The organism is Actinoplanes sp. NPDC021490, from assembly GCF_055562135.1.
In genome coordinates, this window is record NZ_JBVHFW010000006.1 from 438,478 (window position 1) to 449,933 (window position 11,456).

14 protein-coding genes are annotated in these 11,456 nt (G+C 72.1%); 8 read left to right on the forward strand and 6 right to left on the reverse strand.

Annotated features, from left to right (window positions below; all coding sequences use genetic code 11):
* Positions 1-7: 7 nt before the first annotated feature.
* The 4 genes from ACZ3I4_RS20000 to ACZ3I4_RS20015 all read right to left on the reverse strand — a co-directional run bounded on the left by ACZ3I4_RS20000 (position 8) and on the right by ACZ3I4_RS20015 (position 3,189).
* Positions 8-1,285: a CbiX/SirB N-terminal domain-containing protein gene (locus ACZ3I4_RS20000; RefSeq protein ID WP_465383441.1), complete on the reverse strand. Its 1,278-nt coding sequence runs from the start codon at positions 1,283-1,285 to the stop codon at positions 8-10.
* A 247-nt stretch (positions 1,286-1,532) separates the two neighbouring features.
* On the reverse strand, positions 1,533-2,639 hold the full coding sequence (locus tag ACZ3I4_RS20005; RefSeq protein ID WP_465383465.1) for a uroporphyrinogen-III synthase: 1,107 nt from the start codon (positions 2,637-2,639) through the stop codon (positions 1,533-1,535).
* Between the two features lie 128 nt (positions 2,640-2,767).
* A complete protein-coding gene (locus tag ACZ3I4_RS20010) occupies positions 2,768-2,953 on the reverse strand; it encodes a hypothetical protein (RefSeq protein ID WP_465383442.1) in 186 nt (61 codons plus the stop codon).
* Positions 2,954-2,955: 2 nt separating this feature from the next.
* Positions 2,956-3,189, reverse strand: coding sequence for a hypothetical protein (locus tag ACZ3I4_RS20015; RefSeq protein WP_465383443.1), 234 nt, complete (start codon positions 3,187-3,189; stop codon positions 2,956-2,958).
* A gap of 164 nt (positions 3,190-3,353) precedes the next feature.
* Here ACZ3I4_RS20015 and ACZ3I4_RS20020 point away from each other — a divergent pair, with 164 nt between their 5' ends.
* Together ACZ3I4_RS20020 and ACZ3I4_RS20025 are read left to right on the forward strand one after the other, a co-directional pair.
* A complete protein-coding gene (locus ACZ3I4_RS20020; RefSeq protein WP_465383444.1) occupies positions 3,354-3,857 on the forward strand; it encodes a GyrI-like domain-containing protein in 504 nt (167 codons plus the stop codon).
* Positions 3,858-3,934: 77 nt separating this feature from the next.
* Positions 3,935-5,092: an alpha/beta hydrolase-fold protein gene (locus ACZ3I4_RS20025; RefSeq protein ID WP_465383445.1), complete on the forward strand. Its 1,158-nt coding sequence runs from the start codon at positions 3,935-3,937 to the stop codon at positions 5,090-5,092.
* On the opposite strand, the gene ACZ3I4_RS20030 is transcribed toward ACZ3I4_RS20025, so the two are convergent.
* Entirely contained in the window at positions 5,082-5,969 is an 888-nt protein-coding gene (locus ACZ3I4_RS20030; protein WP_465383446.1) for an AurF N-oxygenase family protein, read from the reverse strand. The genes ACZ3I4_RS20025 and ACZ3I4_RS20030 overlap by 11 nt on opposite strands.
* Before the next feature lie 51 nt (positions 5,970-6,020).
* Between ACZ3I4_RS20030 and ACZ3I4_RS20035 the strand changes: the two genes are divergently transcribed.
* The 6 genes from ACZ3I4_RS20035 to ACZ3I4_RS20060 are packed head-to-tail and all read left to right on the forward strand — an operon-like array spanning position 6,021 to position 10,388.
* A complete protein-coding gene (locus ACZ3I4_RS20035; protein WP_465383447.1) occupies positions 6,021-6,698 on the forward strand; it encodes a TetR/AcrR family transcriptional regulator in 678 nt (225 codons plus the stop codon).
* Positions 6,695-6,976, forward strand: coding sequence for a DUF4873 domain-containing protein (locus ACZ3I4_RS20040; protein WP_465383448.1), 282 nt, complete (start codon positions 6,695-6,697; stop codon positions 6,974-6,976). Before ACZ3I4_RS20035 ends, ACZ3I4_RS20040 begins: the two co-directional genes overlap by 4 nt.
* Complete coding sequence (locus ACZ3I4_RS20045; RefSeq protein ID WP_465383449.1) at positions 6,964-8,406, forward strand: flavin-containing monooxygenase; 1,443 nt, start codon at positions 6,964-6,966, stop codon at positions 8,404-8,406. The genes ACZ3I4_RS20040 and ACZ3I4_RS20045 overlap by 13 nt, the downstream gene beginning before the upstream one ends.
* The gene (locus ACZ3I4_RS20050; RefSeq protein WP_465383450.1) at positions 8,403-9,326 is read left to right on the forward strand and encodes an SDR family NAD(P)-dependent oxidoreductase; all 924 of its coding nucleotides are present in this window, start codon (positions 8,403-8,405) and stop codon (positions 9,324-9,326) included. The genes ACZ3I4_RS20045 and ACZ3I4_RS20050 overlap by 4 nt, the downstream gene beginning before the upstream one ends.
* Entirely contained in the window at positions 9,323-10,165 is an 843-nt protein-coding gene (locus ACZ3I4_RS20055) for an alpha/beta fold hydrolase (RefSeq protein WP_465383451.1), read from the forward strand. Before ACZ3I4_RS20050 ends, ACZ3I4_RS20055 begins: the two co-directional genes overlap by 4 nt.
* Before the next feature lie 10 nt (positions 10,166-10,175).
* Positions 10,176-10,388: a hypothetical protein gene (locus tag ACZ3I4_RS20060; RefSeq protein WP_465383452.1), complete on the forward strand. Its 213-nt coding sequence runs from the start codon at positions 10,176-10,178 to the stop codon at positions 10,386-10,388.
* Here the strand turns inward: ACZ3I4_RS20060 and ACZ3I4_RS20065 are convergent.
* Entirely contained in the window at positions 10,381-10,719 is a 339-nt protein-coding gene (locus ACZ3I4_RS20065; protein ID WP_465383453.1) for a cupin domain-containing protein, read from the reverse strand. The genes ACZ3I4_RS20060 and ACZ3I4_RS20065 overlap by 8 nt on opposite strands.
* Positions 10,720-11,456 lie beyond the last annotated feature (737 nt).

Sequence of the window (11,456 nt, forward strand, 5' to 3'; positions counted from 1 at the left end):
GAAAACCCTACAAACGCCCGGCCGCCGTTGTGAGAGCTTCGTCGAAGCGCCGCAGAACCAGGCCGGTGACCGCCGGGTCGAGGCACAGCGGGGGCGTCACGTGGTCGGCGCCGGCCTTGCTCAGCGTGCGATAGAAGAGGCCGTCGGCCAGCAGGTAGGCCGCGACCGCGATGCGGCGGGCGCCCCTTGCCCGCAGCTCGGCCACGACGTCGGCCACCCGGGGGCCGGGCCCGGAGACATAGCCCGCGTGCACCCCGAGATGCCGCCCGGCCACCGACAGCCTGGGGTCGCCCGCGCCCGTCGACGGCCCGGCGTTGCCCGCACAAAGCCCGGCGTCGCCCGCCCTCGGCCCGGTGTCGCCCGCCCGCAGCCCGGTGTCGCCCGGTCGCAGCCCGGTGTCGCCCGGTCGCAGCCCGGCGTCGCCCGCCCTCAGCCCGGCGTCGCCCGCATTCGTCCGGTCAGCGCCCGGTCGCAGCTCAGCTTGGCCCGCGTCTGCCGCCGGCCCGGCACCGGCCCAGCCGTCCCTGACCGCCACCCGCACGCCTCCGGTGTCGCCGTGCCGGCCGCTGCTCCCCTGCTGATCCACCGAGCCCCGGCCACCGACCAGCGCGTCCCCGCCGCCCGGCACCGCGCCCGCAGCCCCGCCGACCCGCCGCGCGCCGGTGTCCCCGCCGGCCCGCCGCCCGCCCGCCTCCCGAGCGCCCTCTTCATACCAGAAACCGGGACCCGAGTTGGCTCTGTCCACAGAGACACTGTCTACGCCCGCGCCTGTGGACAACTCCGCTTCGCGCAGCTCGAAAGGCGTAGCGTTCCCACGACGATCTGCCCCGGGTGGGAGGGGGAGGCGGTGGCGTACAGGTGATCTTGGAGAGGACAGGGCGTAGGTGAGATCGGCGGCCAGGGTTTCGACGTCGGCTCGCCAGGCGGGGTCGGAGGAGCCGGCGGCGGCCAGCACGACGGCGTCGGCGGGCGGCAGGTGGCGGAGCAGGCTGTCGCGCAGCACGTCGTCGGGGCCGAGGGGGCGGCTGACCGGGATCGAGCGGCCGGCCACGGCGTCGGCGATGTCCACGCGTACGTGGTGGCCCGCGGACAACAGCAGCGGGACGACCACGGCGCCGGGGAACAGCGGGACCACGGTGGCGATCTTCGGTTCCTGGACGTCGACGTAGGTCAGGCGCACGTCCAGGCCGGGGCGGTGCGCGGCCACGCGGGCGACCAGGTCGCGGATCTGGGCCTGGCCGGCCGGGCTGCGGGTGCCGTGCGCGACGGCGATCAGCGTGGGCATGATTCGGCTTCCCATCAGGATCGGTTCGATCGGCCGCCACGTCGCGACGCTGACAACGGTGGGGCGCGGAAGAAACGGGCGCCGGGACAAAGTGGGCGCAGGGACAGAGCGTGCGTGGGGACAAAGCGGCCACAAAAACAGAGCGGGCACAAACAGGGCGGGCACACAAACAGGGCGGGCACGGGAGACGGAGCGGGCACGGGACACAGAGCCGGTGCGGGGTCAGAGGTGGGGCCCGGGCGGGCGGTCAGGCGGCCGGCTCGTCCAGACGCAACCGGTAACCGCGCTTGATCACCGTCTCGATGTGGCGGCCGGAACCCAGAGCCGTCCGCAGACGGGCCACGGCCACGTCGACCGCGTGCCCGTCGTTCCCCCGGGGCAGCGAGGCGATCAGCTGCTCCTTCGAGACGACCATGCCGGGCCGGGCCGCCAGCGACGTCAGGATCGCCATGGCCGCCGGGGCCAGGCTGTGGGCCTCGCCGTCGATCAGGACGGCGTGGCCGCGCATCTCCAGGGTGGAACCGGCCACGCGCAGCCTGGTCGCGCGGCGTGGCAGCTCGTCGGTGACGGTTTTGATCAGGGCGCCGAGCCGGTAGCGCGCCGGCATGACGACCGGGATCCCGCGGTCGGTGAGCGGCGAGGCGGTCACCGGGCCGACGCAGGCGGACAGGGTCGCGCCCGAGACGAGGCGGTCGAGGGCGGCCGGCGTCGACTCCCCGGCCACGCTCAGGAAGGCCTTGGCGGCGGGCGCGCTCGTGAACGTCACGGCGTCGATCTGGCCGGCGGCTATCTGCTCGGCCAGGCGGCGTACGGGGGAAAGGTCTTGCGGAAGCACCCAGCGGTAGACGGGCACCTCGACCACGGCCGCCCCGGCGCCCCGCAGTGCGGCCACGAACGAGGCCTGCGGCTCGCCGTGCTCCTGCACCACGATGCGCAGGCCGGCCACGCCGGTGGCCAGCAGCCGTTCGAGGATCTCGTCGGACGACTCGGTCTTGGCCGCCCAATCCTCGACCAGCCCGGCCGCCCGGATCGCGCCGCAGGGCTTGGGGCCGCGGGCCACGATGCGGGCCCGGCCCAGCACCTCGCGCAGCTGGTCGCCCAGCCCCCAGCCCTCGGCCGCCTCGAGCCAGCCGCGGAAGCCGAAACCCGTGGTCGCCACGACCAGGTCGGGCTCCAGGCCGATGCAGGCGGCGGTGGCGGCGTGCAGGGCGTCGTCGTCGGCCAGCGGGACGATCGAGATGGCCGACGCGGTGACGACCCGGGCGCCGCGGCGGGTGAGCAGCGCCGCCATCTCGTCGCGCCGCCGTTCGGCGGTCACGGCGACGGTGAAGCCCGTCAGCACGCCTTCGATCATCGGCACCCCCATAGCTTCGATTCCGTCAGGGTTCCCAGGCCGGGTTACCGCGACGTCGTCGTCGTGTTTCGGGGCCGATAAGGCGGGGTCACAATTAGTGCAGACGATCTTGTGAGAGGCGTCCGGGGTCAGCTGTCGGACTCGTCCTGGATCCGGCGCACGGCCGCGAGCAGGTGAAACACCTCGATGCGGCCGTCCAGGAAGCCCATCCGATAGTCGGCTCCGGTGGTCGGGTGCTGCGCCCGTACGGGGTCACGCCGGCCGTCGATGCCGTCGGCGCGCCCGGTGTCGTACGCGAGAATCTCGTCGTCCATCGTCAGCGCTTGCCGTCCATGGCCTTGCGGATGGCGGCGATCAGGTCGGTCTCGAACACCTCGAGCTGACCGTCGGCCAGCCCGACCCGGTAATCGGGGTCGTTGCGGCCACGCTCGTCGTCCCGGCGACCGGCGACACCGTCGGACCGGCCCTCGTCGTACGCCTGCAGAGCGAAGTTAGCGCTGTCCATGCCGTCCTCCTCGAACGCTGCCGCCGCGCGTTCGAGCGCAGACACCGCGAACCAATCTCACACGCCGGCACCCGGTTTCCCACCGGCCGATTCGCCCGGCCGAAAATCCTAAAGTTCGAGGTCAAGAGCGCGTTCAGACAAAAATGCATTCAGATGCTTACGTACGGTGTCCGAAGGCGAACGATCCGTAATTGGTTAGGCTCCCGGGCGTGGAAATCCTGGACGGACCGCTCGTGACGACCCAGCCCGAGCGCCACACGGCCGGCATCCGGATCGTCACCCCGTTCCGCGGCATGTTCGCCGTACGCGACAAGTTGATGGCCGAGCTCTACGACCGGCTCGACGAGCGCGGCCTCGCGTACGGGCGCACGTTCCTGCGCCTGCACGTGGTCGCGATGGAGAGCGACATGGAGATCGAGGTGGCCGTCCTGACCGACAAGCCGGTCGAGGGCGACGGCCGGGTCGAGCCGGGCACGCTGCCCGCCGGTGACTACGCGACCCTGCGCTTCCTCGGAACCAGCCGCCGGGCCAGCGGCACGCTGATCAACTGGATCCGCGACGGGGACCGGGCGATGGATGTGACCGAGGACCCGGCCGGTGACCGCTTCGGCGGCCGCTACGAGATGTACGTGACGGATCCGCGGTCGGAACGGATGAAGACGCGCTGGCAGATCGAGCTGGGCATTCGCCTGGCATCGAAACGGGTCGCTTGACAGTAAGGGAAGATGGCTGAAAGCCTGCGTGGCGGGGTGATGACGCGACGTTCACGAAGGGGTTGGTCCCGATCGACATGCGGAGCCCCCGGCTCACCGGCCTGATCGAAGCCGCCGACCGACCCGACGCCGACCGGTTGTGGGCCGAGCTCACCGTCGCCGGCACCCCGCTCATCGAGCCCTGGGACAACGGGCACTCCCTGGTCACCTTTCTGTGGCGGGGCCAGGCGGAACGCGTCCGGGCCTGGTGGAACATCGACGTGCCGCTGACCCGCATCCCCGGCACCGACATCTGGCACGGCTCCGAGGTGTTCCCGTCCGATCTGCACACCATCTACGGCCTGGTGCAGGGCGACACCAAGGACCTGCCGCGGACACCGGACGACGCCGGGCCCGCCCAGCTGGACCATGACAATCCGCTCACGGTCCACTTCGAGGCCGACCCCGACGATCCCACCGACTACAGCTGCTGGGCCTCCGTGCTGCGGCTGCCGGACGCGCCCCGGTCGCCGTGGACGACTCCGCGCCCGGGCGTCCCGACCGGCCGGCTGAGCACCGGCCGGTTCCGCCCGGACGTCCCGATCACGACCTATCTCCCGTACGGGGTGCAGCCCGACGGCCTGCCGGTGCTCGTCGTGTTCGACGGCTACAACGGCCAGACCCTGCTGCGCATCCCGACCATCCTCGACAACCTGATCGCCGAGGGCCGCCTCGAGCCGATGGCCGCGCTGTTCGTCCGGGGCCGCGACGAGCAACGCCTGCGCGACCTCACCCCCGGCCCGCCCCTGGACCAGATGATCGACGACCTGCTGCCCTGGGCCGAGTCCCGCTGGCAGATCGGCTCCCCGCTGGGCGACAACCTGGTGGCCGGCATGTCCCGCGGCGGCCTGGTCGCCGTGCACCTGGGCCTGCGCCGCCCCGACCTGTTCCGCGGGGTGATCGCCCACTCCGGCAGCTTCTGGTGGCCCGACCCGGCCGAGGGCACCCCGGGCCGGCTGATCCGCGACGCCGAGCGACTGGCCCACCCCGACGTCCGCTACTACCTGGACGTCGGCCGCATGGAGTCGTTCCCCGGTCCCAGCCAGGCCCCGTCCCAGCTCGACACGGTCCGCGAGATGCGGGACACGCTGCTGGCCCGCCACTGCCAGGTCACGTACGCCGAATACCCGGGCGGCCACGACTACGTGAACTGGCGGCACAACCTCCCCGAGGCACTGATCGCCCTCAGCCAGTAGGCAGCAGGCCCGAGCGTTTCCACAACGCCTTGCCGGGGCCGTCGACCAGGTCCAGTTCGGTCAGGTACGCCACCACGCGCTCGCCGGCCCAGCGCATCGTCTCCTGGAAGTACGGGTTGGCCCGGGCCGCCCGCCAGCCGTCGGACGGGCGTACGCCGATCGACTTGTAGACCGCGGGATGGATCAGGCGGGTGCCGCACAGGTAGGCGGACCGGCCGATGATCAGCTTGTCGAAGGCGAGGCGGCGCCGGGAGGCGGAGCGCACCTGGCGGGCCAGTTCCTCGCGGGCATACCGTACGTGCCGCGCCTCCTCGACCACGTGGATGCGCGACACCATCCGGACCAGCGGCTGCACCTGCTCCGACGCCATGGCCTCGCGCTGCAGCGTGTCCAGGATCTCCTCGCAGATCAGGATGGCCGCGAACATCCGCGGGCCGGTGGCCGTGGCCGCGATCCACTTGCCCAGGAACTGGTTGACGCCGTCGGGGCGGTAGACCGGCGTGCCCAGCTTCTCGATCATCTTGCCGAACATGACGGAGTGGCGGCACTCGTCGGCGACCTCGGTCAGGCCGTACTGGGCGTGGGCCGAGGTCGGGTCCTGGCCGTAGTACGACCGGATCAGCAGCTGCATGAGGATCGTCTCGAACCAGATGCCCAGCCCGGCGATGCTGGCCGCCTCGTGCCGGGTGAGCGTGATCCGCTGCTCCTCGGTGAGGCCCTCCCAGATCGCGGTGCCATAGAGCGACGAGCGGTGCGGGGGCACGTAGTAGCGGTCGGGGGCGAGCGGCGCCGCCCAGTCGATCTCGATCCCGGGGTCGTACGAGTGGGAAGCCGACGAGTGCAGGAGGCGGGTCGCTGTGCGGTCGCGATCGGTCACGGAGCCCTCCCAGGCTTGACGTTACCGGCGGTAACAGTTACTTCTAGTACTATGAAGTCGGAACAGAAGCCGGTCAATACCGACGCTCGTCGTGACCGCTGGGCCGGCCATCGCGAGCAGCGGCGGTCCGAGCTGACCGACGCCGCGATCGAGGCCATCCGGCGGCACGGGCCCGAGATCGGCATGGACGCGATCGCCGCGCACGCCGGCATCAGCAAGCCGGTGCTGTACCGCTACTTCGCCGACAAGTCGGAGCTGTGGCTGGCCGTCGGGCAGCGCTCGGGCGCCATGGTGCTCGACGCGGTCGTCCCGGCCGTCGCCGCCGTCCGCGAGGAACGGGCCGCGATCGGGGCGGCCGTCGACGCCTACCTGACCCACATCGCGGCCGACACCAACCTCTACCAGTTCGTCGTGCACCAGCCCGACATCGCCCGGCACCGCGACGTGGTGGCCGACGTGGTCGACACGGTGGCGAGCGGGCTGGCGCGCATTTTCGGCGACCGGCTGCGCGCGCGGGGGCTCGACTCGGGCGCCGCGTTGCCCTGGGCGTACGGGGTAGTGGGTTATGTGCAGTCGGTCGGCGACTGGTGGCTGCGAAGGCAGCAGCCGATCAGCCGGGAGGCGCTCGGTGACTACCTGACGACGTTCCTGTGGGGCGGGGTCGCGGGCATCCAGCACGCGGCCGACGTGCCGGGCGGGCTGGCGGCATTCAAACAGGAGGCCAAGTGAACGACGAGGAATACCGGGGGCCGGCGGTGCTGACGATCGGCGACGAGCGGCATGCCGTGCACATCCGCATGTCGGCCCGCTTCGAGCCGATCGAGGGCCGGTTCCGGTGGGCCGGCCGCACCTCGGCCGCGGATGTCCTGGTCGAACGGGTCAGTGGCGGGCTCCGCGCGGCGTCCCTCGAGATCGGTGACCGGCTCGCGGAGGTCCGGCTGAGCGAGCCCGACCCGTGGGGTGGCGTACGGCTCTCGGGAACCGGCACCCCGCCGTGGTTCCGATGAACCACTACGACGTCCTGATCATCGGGGCCGGGCTGAGCGGCATCGGGGCGGCGTGGCGCCTGCAGGAGGCGTTCCCGGCCAAGACGTACGCGATCCTGGAGGCCCGGGACGCGATCGGCGGCACCTGGGACCTGTTCCGCTACCCCGGCGTGCGCTCGGACTCCGACATGTTCACGCTCAGCTACCCGTTCCGGCCGTGGACCGACACGCAGTCGCTCGCCTCGGGTGAGAAGATCCGGCAGTACATCCAGGACACCGCCGACGAGGGTGGCATCACCGCGCACATCCGGTTCGGCTCGCGCGTCGTCGCCGCCGACTGGTCGTCCGCCGACTCCCGATGGACCGTACGGCTGGCCGACGGCAAGGAGCTGACCTGCGGTTTCCTGTACGCCTGCGCGGGCTATTACTCGTACGAGGGCGGCTATCAACCCGACTTCCCGGGCGCCGGCTCCTTCGCGGGCCGGATCGTGCATCCGCAGTCCTGGCCGGCCGATCTGTCCTATGCGGGCAAGCGCGTGGTCGTCATCGGCAGCGGCGCGACCGCGGTGACGCTGGTGCCGGCCATGGCCCCGGACGCCGCGCACGTGACCATGCTGCAGCGCTCGCCGAGCTATCTGACCGCGCTGCCGCCGCGCGACGTGGTGGCCGACGCGCTGCGCCGCACCCTGCCGCCGAGGGCCGCCAGCACCGTCGCCCGGGCCAAGAACGTGCTGCTCACCCAGGGGTTCTATCAACTGGCCCGGCGGCGCCCGGATCGCGTCCGCAAGCTGCTGCGCACGATGGCGGTGCGGGGCCTCGGCGACGAGGCGTACGTGGACGAGCATTTCAAGCCCTCGTACGCCCCGTGGGACCAGCGGCTCTGCGTGATCCCCGGCGGCGACCTGTGGGCCGAGATCCGCTCGGGGCGGGCCTCGGTGGTCACCGACCACATCGAGTCGTTCGTGCCGTCCGGCATCCGGCTGAAGTCGGGCCGGGTGCTGGAGGCCGACATCGTGGTCTCGGCGACCGGGTTGCGGCTGGTGCCGATCGGCGGCGTACGCGTGTCCCTGGACGGCGAACCCGTGGAGATCGGGGAGCACGCGGCCTACCGCGGGCTGATGCTCAGCGGCGTACCGAACCTGGCCTACTGCATCGGATACGTGAACGCCTCGTGGACGCTGCGCGCCGACCTTTCCCACCGATACGTGATGCGGCTGCTGCGGCACATGGACCGCAACCGTCTGGCCGTGGCCACGCCGACGACACCCGACGGCCGCGGCCGCCCGCTGCTCGACCTGTCGTCCGGCTATGTGCAACGGGCGCTCGACCTGTTCCCGCGGCAGGGCGACAAGGCCCCGTGGATCGTGCGGCAGAACTACCTGCGGGACGTCGTCACGACCCCCCGCGCCGACGTCACCCGCGACATGACCTTCGAGGAGATGACCTCATGACGCTTCCCCCCTACCGGTTCGCCGGGCGCACCGCCGTCCTGACCGGCGCCGCGAGCGGCATCGGCGAGCAGATCGCGTACGGGCTCGCGCGGCGCGGCAGTCACCTGGTGCTCGTCGACGTCGACGCATCCCGGCTCTCCACGGTCGCCGACCGGATCCGCGCCGCCCACCCCGCCCTCGAGGTGACCACCCTGACCGCCGATCTCGCCGACCGTACGCAGGTCGAGGGCGTCGGCGCGCAGGTGCTCGGGGCCCATCCGGCGATCGGCCTGCTGATCAACAACGCCGGGATAGCCCTGGGCGGCCGGTTCGACCAGGTCACGGTGGACGAGTTCGAGTCCGTGATGAACGTGAACTTCCGCGCGCCGATGCTGCTGACCCACGCGTTGCTGCCCGCGCTGACGGCCGCCCCCGGCAGCCACCTCGTCAACGTGTCGAGCCTGTTCGGCCTGATTTCCCCGTACGGGCAGAGCGCGTACTCGGCGTCCAAGTTCGCGCTGCGCGGGCTCAGCCAGGTGCTGCGGGCCGAACTGGCCGAGAACGGCGTGGGCGTGACCACCGTGCACCCCGGCGGCATCCGTACGGCCATCGCCTCGAACGCCCGGGTCGGCAGCGGCGTGCCCGCGGCCGACATCGAACCGCACAAGCGCCTGTTCGAGGCGCTGCTGACCTATCCGCCGGAGAAGGCCGCCCAGCAGATCCTCGGCGCGGTGGCCCGCCGCAAGGCCCGGCTGCTGATCGCGTCGAGCGCCCGGATCCCCGACCTGCTGGCCCGCGTGGCGCCCGTCTCGCACGCCCGGATCATGCAGGCGCTGACCAACGCGATGACCGGCCGTGCTCGCCCGCCGGCCACTTCCCCGGCACCGTCGCCCGCGCCGGCCCCGCCCGCCGGCGCCGCACGCCGGGAGGGTCCCTGGTGAGCTGGGTCGAGACCGGCGGCCTGCGCCTGCGCTACGAGGCCAGCGGCCCCGAGGACGCGCCGGCCGTCGTCATGCTGCACGGCATCGGCCGCAGCCTGGAGGACTGGGAGCCGCAACGCCCGCTCCTCGGCTCCGATCACCGCGTGATCACCCTGGACATGCCCGGCTCGGGCCTCTCCCAGCGCCTGCCCCGGCCGACCACCCTGGACGGTCTGGCCGGCTCGGTGTGGGCGGCCCTCGACACGCTCGGCGTGACCGCCCCCGTGCACCTGATGGGCAACTCCCTGGGCGGCGCCGTCGCCATGCGCATGCTGGCCGACGAGCCCGGCCGGGTGTCCACGCTGACCCTGGCCAACAGCGCCGGCTTCGGCCGGGAGGTCACGTTCGCCCTGCGCCTGCTGTCCGTCCCGCTGCTGGGCCGCTCGTTGCTGCGCCGCATCGACCCCCGGGCGGCCCGTCGGATCGAACGCTCGGTCGTCTTCGACCGGGCCCACGTCACCGACGAGCGGGTGGCCCTGGCCCTGAAGTTCGCCCAGCAGCCCGACTTCGCCGCCGTCTATCTGGAGACCGCCCGCTCCCTGGGCGGCTTCCGCGGCACAGCCGCCGGTTGGCGCAACGACCTGCTGCCCCGCGTGGCCGAGACCGGCAAACCCACCCTGATCGTCTGGGGCGAGCGCGACCTGATCCTCCCGTCGGCCCACCTGGCGGCGGCGCGCGCCGCTCTCCCGTACGCGCAGACGCACCTTTTTCCCGACACCGGCCACATGCCCCAGCTCGAACGCCCCGACGAGTTCGCCGCCCTGGTCCGCCCGATGCTCGCAAAGATCAGCGCCACCTAGACTGCCCCGCATGGCATTCACGATCGTGCTTCGCGGCTACTTCCGGACCGACGTCGACGAGGCCCTGGCCCAGGCCGAGACGGCCCTGGCCTCGGGCGACGAAACCCTGCGCTCCGCGGCCCGCGAAACCCTGGCCCGCGCCGACTTCGCCGTCGCCCTGCGCGGCTACGACCGCGACGAGGTGGACCGCACGATCGAGGCCCTCCTGGCCAAACTCACCTGACCGGCTCCACCCCCACCATCTCCACAACCACAAGAGTCAGCCCCTCCTCGGCGCGCGTGGTGTGCTCCTCCCCCGCCGCCCAGAAGACCGCCTGCCCACTGGCCACCGGCCGCCACTCCCCGTCCCCGCCACACACTTCACCGCGGCCCGCCGTAACCATCATCAGCTGCCCCACCGGCGCGGGATGACGCCCGATCTCCCCACCCGCTTCGACGCGCAGCACGGTGACCGCCAGCTCTTCCGCCCGGACCACCGCTTTGGCCCGCAGACCCCGGCTCCCGTACGCCTCCACGACCCGGCCGGTCTCCACCCCGAAGTCAACAATCTCCACCACACCACCCCGTCGTTTTGATCGACCACCATCAAACCTCCCGCCATCAAGCCGAGCCGCCCGCTGCTGTCAGACCCCTGCACCGGTCGACGCTCACGTGCGACCCGTAGGTCGTCATAGCCGCCCGGTCGCCAAGCCAACCTGCGACGGTCAAGGGAACCGCCGGGCTGCCAGTCTTGGCCGCCAGAGACAGCCTGCCTCCAAGTGCGCCCGCCACCGCCGTTCGCTTGGCCGCCACCGCCAGGCCACAAAGCAGCCCAGACAGGCCTCGCCGTCGCTCGCCCGCCACGCCGGGCTGTGCCACCAAGCCGCTCCACAGCCAAAGCCGGCCCGTGCAGCGCGGCAGCCACGGTCTGCGGGTGCCCGACCCGGGCGCGGTGGGCCCTGGACTCGTGGCCCCGCCACCGCCAGGCCACCAAGCCGGTCCACCCGCCAAAGCACGCCACTACCGCCGGGCCACCGGCCGTTCTACAGCCAACCCGCGGGACATCACCAGCCCGGCAGCCACCAACCCACCCGCCGCGACCACGCCAGACGCAGACCAAGCCTGCCTATTGCCGCCAAAGGCCGCCCGCCGGCGCCAAAGCCAGTCAGCCGCCGCCACGACCGCCCGCCACCGCTAAATCTGTCGAGCGACCGTGCCGGGTCTGTCAAGAAAACGGTGTAACTCGATGTTTTGAGGGTTAGTTGCGGCCCGCGGACAGGCGGCCGTCGAAGGCCAGGTCGAAGGCGTTGAG

Excerpts from the sequence above, each read along its gene's own strand:
- ACZ3I4_RS20000 (WP_465383441.1), bottom strand. The coding sequence starts at position 1,285 with ATGCCCACGCTGATCGCCGTCGCGCACGGCACCCGCAGCCCGGCCGGC.
- ACZ3I4_RS20005 (WP_465383465.1), bottom strand. The coding sequence starts at position 2,639 with ATGATCGAAGGCGTGCTGACGGGCTTCACCGTCGCCGTGACCGCCGAA.
- ACZ3I4_RS20010 (WP_465383442.1), bottom strand. The coding sequence starts at position 2,953 with ATGGACGACGAGATTCTCGCGTACGACACCGGGCGCGCCGACGGCATC.
- ACZ3I4_RS20025 (WP_465383445.1), top strand. The coding sequence starts at position 3,935 with ATGCGGAGCCCCCGGCTCACCGGCCTGATCGAAGCCGCCGACCGACCC.
- ACZ3I4_RS20035 (WP_465383447.1), top strand. The coding sequence starts at position 6,021 with ATGAAGTCGGAACAGAAGCCGGTCAATACCGACGCTCGTCGTGACCGC.
- ACZ3I4_RS20050 (WP_465383450.1), top strand. The coding sequence starts at position 8,403 with ATGACGCTTCCCCCCTACCGGTTCGCCGGGCGCACCGCCGTCCTGACC.
- ACZ3I4_RS20060 (WP_465383452.1), top strand. The coding sequence starts at position 10,176 with ATGGCATTCACGATCGTGCTTCGCGGCTACTTCCGGACCGACGTCGAC.